Annotated in this window: 13 protein-coding genes and 5 pseudogenes; 8 read left to right on the top strand and 10 right to left on the bottom strand. The window is 59.1% G+C overall.

Features of this window, described 5'->3' with window-relative positions; all coding sequences use genetic code 11:
- Positions 1-5: 5 nt before the first annotated feature.
- The 3 genes from mddA to B5525_RS23385 all read left to right on the top strand — a co-directional run bounded on the left by mddA (position 6) and on the right by B5525_RS23385 (position 2,929).
- Positions 6-794, top strand: a complete 789-nt coding sequence (gene mddA / locus B5525_RS23395) for a methanethiol S-methyltransferase (protein WP_079568119.1) — start codon at positions 6-8, stop codon at positions 792-794.
- 85 nt (positions 795-879) lie between these two features.
- On the top strand, positions 880-1,659 hold the full coding sequence (locus B5525_RS23390; RefSeq protein ID WP_079568118.1) for an alpha/beta fold hydrolase: 780 nt from the start codon (positions 880-882) through the stop codon (positions 1,657-1,659).
- Positions 1,660-1,753: 94 nt separating this feature from the next.
- Positions 1,754-2,929 carry a helix-turn-helix domain-containing protein gene (locus B5525_RS23385; RefSeq protein WP_154073383.1) on the top strand — a complete coding sequence of 392 codons (1,176 nt, stop codon included), beginning with the start codon at positions 1,754-1,756 and terminating at the stop codon, positions 2,927-2,929.
- A 13-nt stretch (positions 2,930-2,942) separates the two neighbouring features.
- Here the strand turns inward: B5525_RS23385 and B5525_RS23380 are convergent.
- Positions 2,943-3,658 (bottom strand): annotated as a pseudogene (locus tag B5525_RS23380) (IS5 family transposase).
- A gap of 227 nt (positions 3,659-3,885) precedes the next feature.
- Here B5525_RS23380 and B5525_RS47900 point away from each other — a divergent pair.
- The 3 genes and pseudogenes from B5525_RS47900 to B5525_RS23370 form a co-directional block, all read left to right on the top strand.
- A pseudogene (locus B5525_RS47900) lies at positions 3,886-4,191 on the top strand (acyl-CoA dehydrogenase family protein); the annotation flags it as partial.
- A gap of 6 nt (positions 4,192-4,197) precedes the next feature.
- Positions 4,198-5,130 (top strand): acyl-CoA dehydrogenase, encoded by a 933-nt coding sequence (locus tag B5525_RS23375; RefSeq protein ID WP_244568069.1) that lies wholly within the window; start codon positions 4,198-4,200, stop codon positions 5,128-5,130.
- Between the two features lie 75 nt (positions 5,131-5,205).
- A complete protein-coding gene (locus tag B5525_RS23370; protein ID WP_079568115.1) occupies positions 5,206-5,925 on the top strand; it encodes an SDR family NAD(P)-dependent oxidoreductase in 720 nt (239 codons plus the stop codon).
- Between the two features lie 338 nt (positions 5,926-6,263).
- On the opposite strand, the gene B5525_RS23365 is transcribed toward B5525_RS23370, so the two are convergent.
- Together B5525_RS23365 and B5525_RS23360 are read right to left on the bottom strand one after the other, a co-directional pair.
- Entirely contained in the window at positions 6,264-6,707 is a 444-nt protein-coding gene (locus B5525_RS23365) for a TetR/AcrR family transcriptional regulator (RefSeq protein ID WP_197687834.1), read from the bottom strand.
- A 209-nt stretch (positions 6,708-6,916) separates the two neighbouring features.
- Positions 6,917-7,249 (bottom strand): helix-turn-helix domain-containing protein, encoded by a 333-nt coding sequence (locus B5525_RS23360; RefSeq protein ID WP_338075075.1) that lies wholly within the window; start codon positions 7,247-7,249, stop codon positions 6,917-6,919.
- A gap of 139 nt (positions 7,250-7,388) precedes the next feature.
- Here B5525_RS23360 and B5525_RS23355 point away from each other — a divergent pair, with 139 nt between their 5' ends.
- On the top strand, positions 7,389-8,222 hold the full coding sequence (locus tag B5525_RS23355; RefSeq protein WP_079568113.1) for an SDR family NAD(P)-dependent oxidoreductase: 834 nt from the start codon (positions 7,389-7,391) through the stop codon (positions 8,220-8,222).
- Positions 8,223-8,464: 242 nt separating this feature from the next.
- On the top strand, positions 8,465-9,502 hold the full coding sequence (locus B5525_RS23350; protein WP_244567549.1) for an LLM class flavin-dependent oxidoreductase: 1,038 nt from the start codon (positions 8,465-8,467) through the stop codon (positions 9,500-9,502).
- A gap of 896 nt (positions 9,503-10,398) precedes the next feature.
- Here B5525_RS23350 and B5525_RS23340 read toward each other — a convergent pair.
- The 7 genes and pseudogenes from B5525_RS23340 to B5525_RS23310 form a co-directional block, all read right to left on the bottom strand.
- Positions 10,399-10,806 carry a hypothetical protein gene (locus B5525_RS23340; protein WP_079568111.1) on the bottom strand — a complete coding sequence of 136 codons (408 nt, stop codon included), beginning with the start codon at positions 10,804-10,806 and terminating at the stop codon, positions 10,399-10,401.
- Between the two features lie 167 nt (positions 10,807-10,973).
- A pseudogene (locus tag B5525_RS46495) lies at positions 10,974-11,288 on the bottom strand (alpha/beta fold hydrolase); the annotation flags it as partial.
- A 174-nt stretch (positions 11,289-11,462) separates the two neighbouring features.
- On the bottom strand, positions 11,463-11,912 hold the full coding sequence (locus B5525_RS23330) for a thioesterase family protein (protein ID WP_079568109.1): 450 nt from the start codon (positions 11,910-11,912) through the stop codon (positions 11,463-11,465).
- A gap of 30 nt (positions 11,913-11,942) precedes the next feature.
- Positions 11,943-12,092: pseudogene (locus tag B5525_RS23325) on the bottom strand (cytochrome P450); the annotation flags it as partial.
- A gap of 129 nt (positions 12,093-12,221) precedes the next feature.
- Positions 12,222-12,738: pseudogene (locus tag B5525_RS23320) on the bottom strand (winged helix-turn-helix domain-containing protein); the annotation flags it as partial.
- Between the two features lie 650 nt (positions 12,739-13,388).
- Entirely contained in the window at positions 13,389-13,892 is a 504-nt protein-coding gene (locus B5525_RS23315; protein ID WP_079568108.1) for a hypothetical protein, read from the bottom strand.
- 164 nt (positions 13,893-14,056) lie between these two features.
- A complete protein-coding gene (locus tag B5525_RS23310) occupies positions 14,057-15,403 on the bottom strand; it encodes a glycosyltransferase (protein WP_079568107.1) in 1,347 nt (448 codons plus the stop codon).
- Positions 15,404-15,566: the final 163 nt, after the last annotated feature.

The following is a 15,566-nucleotide window of genomic DNA, read 5'->3' as shown; positions in this document are numbered from 1 at the left end:
ATACCATGACTAAAGCCAACGTTCCCGAATCACACGCGTCAGCGGGCCGGTTCGGCCCGCTTGGGCGATTCCTGAGCCTCGCCTACGGCGCCATCTCGTACATCATCTTCCTTTTCACGTTTCTCTACGCCATCGGCTTCGTCGGCGGTTTGGCGGTGCCAAAAACCGTCGACACCGTTCGAGAGATAATGCCGCCACCGCCGATGCATGCGGTAGCCGTCAATCTCGTACTGCTCGCCATTTTCGCGATCCAGCACAGCGGCATGGCGCGCCGCGGCTTCAAGCGTATCCTGACGAAGGTTGTGCCGCCCGTGATCGAGCGCAGCACCTACGTGCTTTGCGCCAGCGTGGCCCTCATCCTGCTGTTCGCGCTTTGGCAGCCGCTGCCGCAGGTCGCATGGCGGATCGGCAACGCCAAGGCTGCCGCGCTCGTGTATTCATTGTCCGCATTCGGCTGGCTTATCGTGCTCTACAGCACGTTCCTGATCAGCCACTTCGAATTATTCGGCGTGAAGCAGGTAGTGCTCAACGCGGTCGGCCGCGCCATCCCCGGCATCGGCTTCAAGACGCCCGGTCTCTATCGCGTCGTCCGGCATCCGATCTATCTCGGCTTTCTGATCGCATTCTGGGCTGCGCCCGTCATGACGTTCGGGCACCTGCTGTTCGCTGCCGCCACTACAATCTATATCTTTATCGGTATTGCACTGGAGGAACGCGACCTCATCGCGACGTTTGGCGACCAGTATCGCCACTATCGCGCCCGCGTGGCAATGCTTCTGCCGGGCCTGTTCTGAACCGCAATTATCAATCAGCACGGCGGCGATCTGTGAAGCTCGCCGGTCGGTTGTCGGCACGACGTCAAACACTAGGATCGCTCTCATGCAGAAGCTAAATCGAGATGATGTTGCCCTCTACTTTAAGGATGAAGGCAGTGGTACTGCGCCTCCGATGTTATTTGTCCACGGCTGGGGATGCGATCATACGTTTTTCGCGCCCCAGCAGGCGCACTTCTCTCACTTCCAGCGGACGATAGCGGTGGACCTGCGCGGCCACGGTGCCAGCAGCGCACCGATCCAAGACTATACAGTCGAAGGCTTCGTCGATGACTTGGCTCACCTATGTCGAGAGCTAACTCTTCCTAAGTCTATTGTCGTGGGCCATAGCATGGGAGGAACCATCGCGCTACAGTTTGTGGCTCGGCATCCTGAACACGTTGCGGCAACTGTGATGATCGACAGCGTGCTGTTCCCATCTCCCGCCTTTATCGACAATCTGCGTCCGATCTCAGATGCGCTATTCAGACCGGACTACTTGGTTGCGCTCGCGTCGTTGCAGCCACTGTTGTTCCTTCCCACGGATGACTCAACTCTGAGATGGCACATCGGCCAGGTGATCAGTCGCACGCCACAGCATGTCCTGGCGCCGGCATTAGTCGATCACATCTTCCGTTATGATGCGACATCCGCCGCTGGTGCAGTCGGGGCGCCAATTGCTTACATCGCTTCGGAAAACGTAATCGCAAACGTGCATCGATTTCAAGGACTATGCCCGGAGCTTAAAATTGGTCAAGCTCTGGGCGTCGGTCACTTCTCGACACTACTTGCCCCAGCTCAAATCAATTCCATGCTGGAGGCATTTTATCGCACCCAGGTGCCATAGTTCCGTAGCTGCATTATTCACAGGCGAACTTGAAGGTTGTGGCGAGCATGAATCGAGGGCAACAGGCTGGCTATAGGTGGTGACCAGTGGAAAAATGACCCAGGTGCGGTCACGGCCTGCATCGAACTACTGGGAAAGCCATCCGTTCGATAAATTCAACGATTTGGCCGTCGCCACCGAGCTGCTTGCGAACTTATATTACACGCTGGCCGACCAGACCCAAGATTATGACGGAGTGTTCGAAGCAGGGTCCGGACGCAAGCGTGAAGCGGCTTGCCCATATACAGCAGCATTTATTGGGACGCCTATGGAGTGGTCGGCAAAACAGTGTCAAATGGATCAACCCTTTGGTAGTTGGGCTGACGATCTCGCGAACGCTTTCGTCCGGCTGGAGCCGCGCAAAATAGCCGAGCATCCTTTCCAAGGGACGATATCCAGGACTGACGCTACTCCGATCCGGATTTCCCGCGTCACTGCAACCAAGCACCGGGTTTTGCGGCTGCGTTCGCACATCGCGCGCAGCACGGACGAGCTGTGCTTCATTAATCTTCAGCTCGAAGGGGTGGGCCGCTACGCGCAGCGTGGTCACGAGCAGATCTGCGGGCCTGGAGATCTCGCCGTCGTCGACACGACCGAGCCGTTCGAAATCGCCAATGGTCGCGATTTTCAGCTATTTTGTTTTGCCGTCCCTAGACACCTGCTGCCGCGCTATTTTTCCGAGCGGCCGCGGCTGACCTTGTCTGTGACAGAAGCCGGCCGCGCCCTCTCCCGCACTCTCTCCGGCTATGCGGAGCTTTGTCTCAACTCGCAAGTGTCCTTGCCGCTTGCGGCTCTTAGCGGCGGCCACATCGTCGACCTCATTTCTCATGCATCTGATGTGCTGGCGGGCGGGCCGTTTGAGCGGCTGAATGCACCCGTGCTGCTGTCGATGATGCTGGATCACATCGATCGTCACAGCGACGACCCCAGTCTGAGCGCCACGACGCTCGCGCGAAAATTTCATTGTTCGGAGCGCTACGTGCACAAGCTGTTTTCCAAGACAAGTCGGTCGGTTGGCGAGCACGTCAACCACAAGCGGATTCTTGTCTGCACCCGCGATCTGCTCGGCGATTCGCAAAACAGGACGATCGCCGAAATCGCATTCGCTGCGGGCTTTCGGGATATTTCGCATTTCAACCGGCTGTTCAAGCGCAGCAATGGCGCAAGCCCCCGCGAGTTTCGTCAAACCATGACTTCAACCACCGGACGAACCACGGCTGTCGCGCCCTAGGTGGTGTGGACACTTATCGCATCCATAAGATGATGGCTGCGAGAGTGACGACGGCACGGTAATTTCGGGCGGTCTTTTCGAAGCGGGTTGCGACGCGGCGGAATTGCTTGAGTTTTGAGAAGCAGCATTCCACCAGATGGCGCTGGGCATAGAGATGCTTGTCGAGCGGATATTTGAGCGCTCGCGACGGGTTGTTTGGGATGACGGCGAGCGCCCCCTTGGCGGCGATGGCTTGGCGCAAGTGATCGGCGTCATAGGCCGTATCGGCCATGACGACCTCGGCGGGTAATCCCTCGATCAATGCGGCGGCTTGCGGTGCATCGCCCTTCTGACCTGCGGTCAGCGTGAACCGCACAGGACATCCCAAACCCCGAACGGCCATATGTATCTTGGTGCTCAGACCACCGCGTGAGCGGCCGAGCGCTTGATCTTCGGACCCCCTTTTTTCGCCCCGGCGGCGTGCTGATGCGCCCGGACGATGGTGGAATCGACGATCAGATATTCGAAGTCCGGATCATAGGACATCGCCTCGAAGATCCGCCACCAAACACCCTTGATGCTCCATCTGCTGAAGCGCCGGAACACGCTGTTCCAGTCTCCAAACGCCTCTGGAAGATCACGCCAGGGCGAGCCCGTGCGCACGATCCACAGCACACCTTCCACGAACATCCGATTGTCGCGTCCGGTAGAGCCTTTCTGGTCAGGTCGGCCTATGATCAGCGGTGCCATCCGCTCCCACGCCGCGTCGTTCAAAACCAACCGGTCCATCGCACCCAAGACTGCCTCCCAAAAAGCAGCCTTGAATCTGATTTGCTCCTAAAAGGGAATCCTTAGAGTCCACACCATCTAGTGCGCCATAGGCCAAGAAATCGGGCGCCAGCATCCGAGACTTTCCTGCTCCGATCCGATAGCGGATTACGGAACAGACATGACCTATCAAATTCAGGAAAGTCGCCATGGCCATCGACTTTACGCTAACGTCACCGCAACGTGAGCTCCAGCTTGAATCCCGCCGGTTTGCGACGGAAGTGCTTGCAGGGGCAAGGGCGGCCGAGTTGCTGCCGACGGCGGAGGAGCGTTTCCTTGCGACCAGGCCCGTATACGAAGCCATGGTCGTCGCAGGCTTTTTGAGGAAATGCATTCCGCAACCTGCGGGCGGCGAGAACGCCGGCCTGATCGACATGGCCATTATGGCCGAGGAATTTTACAGCGTGAATGCGAGCGTCACCTTGACGATGCTCGGAACGGTGCTTGGTCTTTTGCCGATCTTGCTGGGCGGCACGCCGGAGCAGTGTGGCCGGATGCTGGCTCCGTTCTTGAAGAAGAGCGGAACGCCGTTGGCCGGCTTCTGCTCCAGCGAACCGGGAGGCAGCGCCAACGCCGCTTCTCCGCCGCCCGGCGAAGGCGTGCGTACTTTTGCCAAACTTCACGGCGACCGCTGGGTCATCAATGGCCGGAAGAAATGGGTCTCCTCGGCGACCGGGTGGGATCGTAAAGGTGCGGATATCTTATGCGTGGTGTGCCGGACCGCGCCTGACGCTCCACCCGAGAAAGCGATTTCCATCATTGCGGTCGAACGGCCTGCATCTGGCATCGTCTTCGAGCGGGCAATCGAGTCCGTGGGTCACCGCGCGCATCTCACGCCGCAATTCGGTTTAGAGAACGTCTCTGCGCCGCGGCACAATCTTCTCGGGGAGGAAGGTGGCGGCCTCGCCCTGACGGCTGCCAGCTTTACCGGCACCGCGGCGCTGGTCGGTATTTTCGGCGTGGCGTTGATGCGGGCGGCGTTCGACTTCGCTCTGCACTTCGCCCGGACTGAGCGGCGCGGCGGCGTTCATCCGATCATCGAGCATCAGGCGGTCGGATACGCATTGGCCGATGCGAAGATGACGATCGAAGCGGCGCGATATCTGAGCTGGCGCGCATGCCATGCCGTTGACACGCAGTCTCCCGCCGCCGACGAGCTTGCGATACAGGCCAAGATCTATGGCTCGGAGACGGCGGTTCGAGTGATCATCGATCTGATGCGCGTCGTCGGCATCGACAGCTATGACCATGAAGCCCCGCTGGGACGTCTTTTGCAGGACGCGCTCGCGCTTCCGATCTTCGACGGTGGCAATATTGGCGTCCGACGGCGTCAGCTTCATTCCATGCTGAAGCGACCGGACTACGAGCCTCTGCTCGCGAGCGGTGCGGCTTGAAGCGTCACAGGTGTGGTCAGACGTCGGCCTCCCTCCTAATCTTTCGGTATAGCTAGTCAATAGATCGGCGAAGTCATGAGCACAGCACAAAGGGTGGCGGTCATAACGGGAGCATCGAAAGGGATCGGTGCAGCGCTTGTTCAGGCGTTCAGAAGCCGCAACTATAAGGTCGTTGCAACGTCCCGATCCATCAAGCCTGCCGCCGATTCTGATATCGCGACGGTGCAGGGAGATGTGGCCGACCCGAAGACCGCGAATCTGGTGTTCAAGGAAGCGCTGGATCGCTTCGATCGTATCGACACGCTGGTCAACAACGCCGGTATGTTCATGGCCAAGCCGTTTACCGCCTATTCGAAAGACGACTACGCTGCCTATATGGCCACCAATGTCACGGGTTTCTTTCACATGACCCAGCGGGCGATAGAGATCATGAAGAAGCAAGGAAGTGGTCATGTCGTGACTGTCACGACCAGTCTGGTCGACCAGCCGATGTCCAGCGTGCCGGCTGTGCTTGCATCTCTCACCAAGGGTGCCTTGAACGCCGCGACAAAATCGCTCGCGATAGAGTGCGCCAAAAATGGCGTGCGCGTGAATGCAGTCTCGCCGGGAATAATCAAGACCCCGATGAATCCGCTCGAGGCGTATCAGTTCCTGGCCTCGCTACACCCGATGGGCCGAATGGGAGAAATGTCGGACGTCGTGGACGCGGTAATGTACCTGGACTCGGCGGGATTCGTGACTGGGGAAATTCTCCACGTCGACGGAGGACAAGCGGCCGGTCACCATACGATCTAGCAGGGACGTTTGGGCCTTTTCCACTGCGTTAGGCGACCTCAGGGCGACGGGGTTGATCGCGGCCGCGGAAAGCGCCGGCTGTGCGACAGCGAGGACCGCAATCAATTTGGCCGCCGCTCGCCACACCGCGTGACGACCTGAATATCGATCGAGCAGACGTTGCCTCGGCGCCATGCTGAGTGAGGGGAGTTCGCTTAATGCGGCGTACGATCTCGCAGCAAAGCCCGGCTGGCCTCACCGCAGAGCCAGTGTTCGGCCCGCTCGTAGCTCCGCCCGTTCTCGTCATGCAGGGTAAAGAGTCCGGAATAGCCGAAATAGAACCAGAACACGTCGACGGCCTAGTTCAGGTCGAGTTCCTCATGCAGGACGCCCAGATCCATAAGACGCTGGGCGATTGGCACGAACGCGTTGCGGTAGCGGGTCGTAGCAATGGCCAAGCTCTCGCGAACGGCCTTGTCGTGAGGCGCGGTGTTGAGCAGCACGCGCATGATATCGCCGAACTGCTCCCGCATACTTCGAACGGTGGCCGCAACGAGACGGAGAATAGCCGAGGGGTCGTCCAGCTTCTCAATACTTCCGATGGTTGCCTCGATGGTCGGATCTGTGGTCGAGGTTTCCGTCAGGGTGCGCAGCAGCCCTTGCTTGCCGCCCGACACCGCATAGACGGTCGCGGGCCCTGCTCGTGCCAAGGCGGCGACATCGTCCACTTTGGTCGCAAAATAACCGCGCTCGCTGAACAGCTGACGTGCCGCCTTCACGATCGCCTGCCGCGTTGCCTCCATACTCCTCGCGGCGGCTCATTCCGACGGTAGGCCGTTGGCCATATCTCATTGCGTATGGGACAACCAAAACAGATCAGGCATCATCACCCCCGAGCCGATAGCGCTCTGGGAAACGAATCCGAGTCGCTCAGGTTAGGCAAGACCCTACTGCGGGTGGCTTTCTGCCCGTCCACGCTCAAGCGCGGAGCGCATACAGGGGACGTCTAAGCTCATTTATCGGCAGCGCTCAGTTCAAACCGTTCTCGGGCGGCATCGATGGCATCGATATTTGCTAAAGACCATGCGCAAAGGGCCCTGACAGGTACGCTTAACGATTGCCCCAGATCGGTCAGCCCGTAGGAAACGTGTGGAGGTATGCTGGGCGTGACCGTGCGCTCGACAAACCCGTCGCTTTCTAGATTGCGCAAGGTCAGCGTAAGCATACGTTGCGAAACGCCGGGAATCGAGCGCTTGAGGTCGTTGAACCGTCGTGGGCCGAGTTCGAGCAGGACAACGACGAGCACGCTCCATTTGTCGCCCACGCGGCGCAAAATGTCGGCCACCCGATCGCAGTCATCCGTGAAACGGTAACGTCCATTCTCGATCACAATCCTGTGCCCTCGGTATCAGCAACGTGCCTTCTTGGCAGATAGAACAAGGCATCTATCTACACCACGGTAATCATTCAATACCGAGGTATCTATGAAAGAGACATGGCTTGTAACCGGCAGCTCTGTTGGCTTGGGGCGCTCGATAGTGGAAGCGGCGCTGGCCGAAGGCCATAATGTCGTCGCCACGGCTCGCCACCCTCGGACGCTGGACGATCTGGCATCACAGTTTCCTGACCAGCTGCTCGCACAGCGGCTGGAAGTGACCGATGGAAGAAACTCACGCGATGTTGTTGAGGCAACCATCGAGCGCTTTGGGCGCTTGGACGTTCTGGTCAATAATGCCGGCTTCGCTGGCGTGGGTTCGATCGAGAATATGCCGCTTGATCTTATCGAGCAGCAATTCGACACGAATTTCATGGGCGCCATCCACGCCTGCAAGGCGGCATTGCCAACCATGCGTGCGCAGAGGCAAGGCCGGATCATCCTGATCTCGTCGATCGGCGCCCGCATCGCGACGCCTGGCGCGGGCATATATTATGCGTCTAAGGCCGCCGTCTCGGCGCTGGCCGAGACACTGGCACTGGAAGTTGCCCCGCTGGGTATCAAGGTCACAGCAGTTGAACCCGGCGCGATGCGAACGCGGTTCGCCGAAGCTGCGTCCTCGAAGGTCGCGCCATTCGATACGGCCTATGACAACACTGTGGGGGCTACGGTCAGCACGATGCGTTCTCGGGATTATGCTTCTTTCCTACACGACCCAGCCGGCGTTGCGGCGATGATCCTTAAGGTGGCGAAGCTCGGCGACATGCCGGCGCGCATCCTAGCAGGTGAGGACTCCTATGAAATGGGGACCGGCGCAGACGCCTGCCGGAGTGCATCCGACGCGCGATGGGAGAAATTGAGCCGCTCCGCTACCGTGGCATAGTCGCCCCATGCATGCCGCTGCCATGCCTGTTCTTGCGCTCCTTGCAGGCCGGCACCTATCCGCTGGCCTCTCTCGTTATTGGTTGCGACGTGGAAGCTATTACCATTGTAACCAATTAGCGCCCGCGCGCCCGATTCTGTAATCAGATTGCACGCAAAGTGGGGTAGTAGAACGCGAGCTCAGCCGCTCGCGTCTTGTGGCTCCGGGAGGTTGGCAAGTTCTCTAAAATGCGTAGGAACACGATGCAGCCTCTGAAGTTTGGCGTGTTTGATCACATGGACGATGCGGGCCGTGGTCTGGCGAGCCAATATGAAGAGCGCCTTCGGCTCGCGGAAGCTTGCGAGGCGGCCCACTTCCGGGCCTATCACGTGGCCGAGCACCATGGTACGCCACATGGAATTGCTTCCTCACCAAATCTGTTTTTGGCTGCCATGGCGCAGCGGACCACCCACTTGCGCCTTGGACCGCTGGTGATGCTGCTGAACCTGTACCATCCCCTGCGCGCCTTCGAAGAAATCTCCATGCTCGACCAGATGAGCGGCGGCCGGGTCGAGCTGGGTATTGGCCGCGGCGCCGCACCGGTCGAGCTCGGTTTCTTTGGCGTGGAGGCCGGCGACGCGCAGAGTCGCTATCGTGAAGCGACTGACGTCGTTCTTCAGGCCATGGCCGGTGGTACGCTTAGCTATCACGGTCGCCACTTTGACTTGCAGGATGTTCCGATATCTTTATCTCCCGTCCAGCTTCCGCACCCACCGCTTTGGGTCGGCACCATGCAGCAGGAGACTGCTGCTTGGGCTGCCGACAATGGTGTGAACATCGTCTCCGTTGGTGTCGTGGACCGCGTTCGCGCTATCACGGATGCCTACCGCTCCCGCTGGCAGGCCAAGGCAACCCCCGAAGCCATCATGCCGCTCCTAGGTATGGTCCGCCAGATCGTCATCGCCGAATCCGACGAAGAGGCTCGCGCCTTGGCTGCTCCAGCCTACGAAAGATGGTTCAACACGTTTACCCACCTTTCCAGGCAGCGTGACCTGCCAATGCCGCCAATGCTGCCGACCACGTTCGATGAGGCTGGGCGGATAGGATTTTCGATCGCCGGATCGGCATCCACCGTCCGCAAGACTCTGGCGGCGCAGGCATCGGACGCAGGTATCAGCTACCTTCTTTGCCAAATTGCTTTCGGAACACTGCCGCTCAATGCTTCCCTTCGAACCGCTTCGGCGATCGCCTCGGAAATTATGCCACACTTCGACGGGCTGCCGCTTGATTACGTGCGCTGATTTCGGTGTGGCCACTCATGAACGTTGATACCGGTCAACTAGCGACCACCTGGCAGATCGCAATCTACTGGACAGAACGCCCCTGGCAAGAGCCTCCGCGTGACGGCTCCTCCCTCGACGGCGATCTCTTGCGCTATGCTAGGATCATGCGCGGTGCAGACACAATGTCGCCCCGCAACAGAGCGCTATGACATTACTGCCACAATTAGGCTGCAGAGCGCCGATGGCACATCCTAAACGCCTCGCCTAGCGGATCGACATTAACACCGAGGAGGCCGGGCTTCGTCACGTGATTGCGCCGCCGCTGCGGAAGGACTGACTAGGGGCGAATCCTGATGCACCGGGACCGCCACCGCGTCCGGGGTCTCGTGCGTCAGCAGCTGATTGAAATCGCAATCAGCAATCCGGCAACGGCCATAGGGTAGCGGCCTGCGAGTTGCCTGAGCCGCGGGCCGCTCACCTCTGATCGTCCGGACGCCAGCAAAAAAGCCGTCGCCGTGCTGACCGAAGCTCGAAACGCTTCATCACTCGAACGGAAGCTGCGCCTGATCTTCCGACCAATCGATGACTTCGAAAAACATTCACGCTTGAGCATTTCAGAATCGAGATCCGCAGCGGGCTACTTCCGGTCGGGCGTCTCGCGGACGCGAAATCTGGTTTCCCCTCCCTGCGCCTTAGTCGTATCATCAGATGCCAGGGCGCCACGCACGCCCTCGTACATCAGGGTGAGGCTATCGTTCGTGAACGCTTGATAATTCAATGGGACCCCCAACCCTATGAATAAGCCGCCGCTGATGCGCCAGCGACGGATCTCACGCACAATGGCCACCAGAAGGTCACCGAGATGGTGACGGATTGCGGTTAAGGCGCAGTTATGGCGCGGCCCTTAGAACCCATTACTCAGCAGGCACAGTCGATCGCGGGCCAGCCAGTTCAGCCGGCTCGCGGCGGAAACCGAGCCAGCCAAAGAGCAGCGCATCGGCGAGAACAACCAGCGAAGATACAGCGGCTATCGGCTCGCCGACTGCGTGTCCTGAGTGCGCTAGACCCACACCGATCGTCAAGACGATCGTGCCAACAATCCAAATCCAGACCTGCACCAAAGCCAAACGGTTAAGATCAACCGCCGGGTGCAAGTGATAATAGATGCCGAAGAGGAAGAGAGACACCCACCCCAGCAGATTAAGGTGCGCATGGGCTGGCATGGTAGAATGATCCTGGCTGATCCCCATCACGATGCCCCAAATCGTGCCGGCAATAACCATGAGCACGGCGGCGCGGAAGCTTAAAATGGAAGCCTTCATTTTGATCCCCGCGCGTCGTATGAGCGGACAATATCGTACTTGGGGAGCCGCCTGCGGGTCAAGTCGATCTCTAAAGAACGCCGGCGTGAACCGGTCGCCCCGCACCTCTCATCGTCCGGATGATGCCGCGCATTTCGCGAGCGCAATGTAGTTGCCATTCGGTGCCGGCGGTAGCCCGCCGCGGCCAGCATCGGCGTGACGTCAACAAAGCTGTAGATGTCGTAGGGCCAGCCATGCAGCAGGATGACGGCAGGCACTTTTGCAGGGTCGGCCTCGGCGTAGCCGATGTTGAGCTCGCCGGCGTCCATTTGCTTCAGCGCACCGAAGGACTTGTTCGTGCGAGGCTTGATGGTTGGCAGAGCTGAGTTCGGTTTGGCTGATTGCGCGTTTGCAAATCCCATCAAACCGAGTTGAGCGGCAGCGACCGCTACAGCCGCTGTACCGAAGAAGCGGCGGCGACGAGGATTGATTTCTTCAGACATCGATTTTCTCCAATTCGATTAGAAGGGATCGATTCATCAAGTGAGGATGCCGACCGGTCAGTGGTGGCCGCTCGTTTGCGGCATCCGAGACAAATCTGCCCGACGTACGCTACGTCCTCATTTCAAGCCGGCGCAATGTTCATTACAGATATCATTCCCGATGATCCACGCCGGTCAGCTCGCTTTGATGCTCGATGGCAAAGTGCTGAAATCTTCAGTCCGAGACAGCATTTTCGTCACGGCCAGCATGTCTTCTGGTGGCACAACAAGTTTCCGGGCCTTCAGCTCCAACCAGCCGCCAACACTTGTAACGCGGGCGCACAGTTTACCGTCCGTGCGCATAAATTCGTGGCGTATCGCCCATCGGCTGCCGTCATCGGACAACCCGGCCAGCGCCGCGGTTACGATGAGCTCCTGCATCGGGTTGACTTCCTTGAAGTACTCCAACTCATCCCTCATGGCGACCAGACCGATCGTCAGTTGCGCCAACTCGCTTATTGGGAAGCCGTTCTCGGCAAATAGCATCATGCGAACATCGCCGTACTTATTAAGGTACGCCGTATTGGACATATGTGCATTGAAGTCCATATCGCCCCAGCCCGCATAGAGTCTCTTGGAGTACATGGCATCCCCTGTTCATTTCGGGCGGATCTATCACCCGGGAATCCGCACCGGTAACGTTTCATAACCTTTAGCGAAGCTGGAGTAGACCCGCTTGGGCGGACCCACGACCTCGATCGTGTCGAAGCGCTTAAGGATCTCCTCCCACACGATCTTGAGCTGCAGCTCCGCCAGCCCCAGCCCTCGCCTCGGCAACACGAGATTCTCCGTCGATCGACACGGAGACTCTGATGATTGCCAGTTACGGGATCATCACAGGCGTCGACAATTCGGTTACAACCGTAATCGCATGGCGCCACCTTTTAACCGTTTTTAGACTGGTTGGACCGGGAGCGCGAACACGTAGCCAACGCCGCGCTCGGTCTGAATCACGCGCGGTGCACTGGGATCGGTCTCCAGCTTGCGGTGCAGCCGCAAGACCTGGACATCGATGGCGATCGAAATTATCCTCGTGAATTCGGGTGGCCTGCAACAAGTGTTCCCGCGACAGCAGCCGCTGAGGCGGTTCGAGAAAGGCCAGCAACAACGCATACTCGCCTTTGCTCAGCGCGATCGGCGTCGCATTGGGATCGAACAGTCTTCGGCCACGCCGTTCGAGTTGCCAGCCATCGAATCGATATCCGCCTCGTTCCGGATCACGCGTTCGTGCAACCCGTTCCATTTCCTGCCGCCGCAATACGGCACGTAGGCGGGCGAGCGGTTCCCTGAGGCTGAATGGTTTTACAATATAGTCGTCCGCCCCGAGTTCGAGGCCGACGATGCGATCGATTTCGTCGAGACGATGGCCAGTCGTGATGATAATCGGAACATCCGAGTGGGAACGAATTTCCCAACGGATAAATTCGGAAGATTTACGGCCAGGCAGTCGCGTAACGGAACGGTGGATCAGCGGAGTTCCGCCATCGATGCAGGGCCGGCTGGCATCGCGCCGCGCTGCGGTCGACGCCAATTTGATCTTGATACCAGTCTAGACGATGAATGGATTGTAAAAAAGGATAGGATTGCTGCGATGACAAATAGCCGCGCGCCATGGATGGATAAGGCCGAGCGTCTAGCAGGGACTGTACAACGCGATCACGCGTGCGGTTGAACCGGAACTGTTCAAATGCCTCGGCAACTATGGCATCCGCTTCTATGCTTACAATCCGCTGGCCGGCGGTGCTTTCATCAGGAATTTTGCCGATAGCGCTGCGGTAGCTGCCGGCTCGCGTTTCGACAGCTACTGCGTTTCGAAGCGGCATCGGCGAAGACGATCAGCCCATCGGCCGTTGTGACGGTCCTGCGCCGGAACGCATCGCGCGATCGAGTCGCATTGGTGCAGACCGTGCCGAATTAGCTCCACAGCCTCCGTTCTGGCGCGACGCTTCGACGCCGATCAGCGCATGGTCGACTTCTGAGGCGCCGGCGATGGTCGCGACGGCAATCGGCAATCCATGGATTGCGCCATTGTGCAAAGGGCTCAAGCGTTCGGCATGTGTGTCAGATATTCTTAGATCGCCCGGAGTTCATTGTGTAGGACATGATGATCAGCCAGCGCCCATCCTTGTCGACACTGTTGCGAATGGCCCGAAAAATGTCTCCATCCGACCAGTGGCTAAGTTGCCCGGCAGGAGTGAGGTTGGAGGCCACAAACAATCTGATCGGCAGTGGAAGATCCTGGGCGAGGTCGAGACCGCCGGTGAGCGTGCCGGCTCGTGAATGGCAACCGCTGCAGAAGCCGTCGGATATCGCCTGGCCGAGTGCAATCTGTTCGGGCGTGCCGGCGACCTTTAACTCGGAGACGGGCGCGCTGCGGGCATGCAGCTTGATGAGTCCGACGAGCATAATGACGCTTATCAGGGATACGGCGCCTGAGAACAAAGCGGACAAGACGGTGCCGCCCCATTTCAAGAACTTATTCTCTGCCCTCCAGCTTCGAAGGCTCGACTGCGCCAGCAGCGCGGCTGTGGTGATCGACATGGCCGGGCCAAGCAATTCAAGCATGGTAGATTCCCCGAATCATTTGAGCGATGATGGATAGCTTCAGGTCATGGAACATGCCGGCAAACGGGATGGGTCAGACGCGACCCATCCGCGATATGCAAAACCGGCGATCCCAATGAGTGCTGAGGCCGACGCAATAGCGATCTCGACGTGGGCTTATCGAGCTAGATTTGTAACTGACGACTGACTGCCCTCGCCCGACTTCGCTGCGAGCCCGCCTGCTTTGAACCATGGGACAGTTGGCCAACGATCCGAAGCACTTCGGATTGCGTGTCGATACCGGCGAACTCGCCAGCTATCGCCGCCGCGCGCCGACGATAATCGGGCTTGTCGAGCACGGTCCGAACGGCTTCGCGCAACGCCTGTGGCGTTGGCTCGTTGCTCGCAAGATCGATCCCGACACCGGACCATGCGACACGCGCATTGACGTCGGCCTTGTCTTCGGTCAGCCCCGCGGTGACAAGGGGAATTCCAAAGCTCATCGCCTGGTTGACGCTGCCATAACCGCCGTTGGTGACGAACACGTCGACCTCCGGCAGTATCCATTCGAACGGCAGATATTGGGAAAGGCGCGCATTGTCCGGAATTGGTCCTGGTATGGCGTCGATGGGGCGCCCGCCTGTCGTGGCGACAACGAGGAGATCGGGCTCGTGCGCAAGCGCCTGTAGCGTCGGGCCGATCACAAGGCCGAAATTGTGATTGGCCACCGTTCCCTGCGTCACCAGCACCACCTTGCGCGAGCCGTCGAGCTCATCGGCCCAGGATGGCAGCGGAGCTTGACCAGGAATGATCGGAGGCGTGCCGACAAAATGTACCGAGGCCGGAATGGCGCGCGGAAACTCGAAGCTTGGAACCGTCAGCTGCAGATAAGCATCGGCAAGCTCGACCACGGAATCGAATAGGGTCGTCGATAACGGTCCGACGCCCAGGGTTGCCAGCGATCGATTCAGGCGATCAGCCACGGGCTGATAAATTATTCTGTCGTGTTCACGATACATCGCCGCGTAGTGGTCGCACTGCTGTTTCGTCGTTGCAGGGGGTAAGCCGACAAAATGCGGAGCCCCATCTTCACGGTGCCAGTGCAAGAACGAGGTGCCGCAAAGCGCGATGGGAGGCCGCTTCGACCGCGGTCCGAGCAGCATCGGCACTGCCCCGAACAGCATGTCGTCGGCGATGATGATGTCGGCGGGGAAGCCCCGCAAAACCTGCAGCAGACCCTCGTGCTGAGCAGGAATGGGGTCGACGAACACTCGCTCCAGAGCGACGCGTAACCAGTCGAGCCCCGGGGCTATGCTTTTCAGTTCGGGAGCCACCGAGTCGAAATCCCGCAGATCGAAGTCCGCCCCCTTGGGAAGGGCGTGGAATTTCGCCCCGATGGCTTCGATGCGGCTGCGGAGAACGCTGCCCGACAGAAAAGCTATTTCGTGGCCTTCGGCCATCAAGATGCGTGCAATCGCAAGCAGCGGATTGAGATGGCCCGTGGCGGGCGTCGAAGCGATGAGGATTTTCATGTGACCTGTTCCTGGTTGCCGGAAAGAGCTCCCATCCGAGAAATGTCCGACGGGTCGGCTCAAGCAGAGAACAGGGTGGAGGATCGCTGTTACGCCTCGGCTTCGCGGCAGCGCGAAACGGTTACGGCTGCAATGTGTGATGGCTTTGCGACGGTACAAATCA

This window comes from Bradyrhizobium erythrophlei (genome assembly GCF_900129505.1).
GTDB lineage: Bacteria > Pseudomonadota > Alphaproteobacteria > Rhizobiales > Xanthobacteraceae > Bradyrhizobium > Bradyrhizobium erythrophlei_D.
Note: the sequence above shows the minus strand (reverse complement) of the source record. Positions and strands in the feature narration are given on the sequence as shown.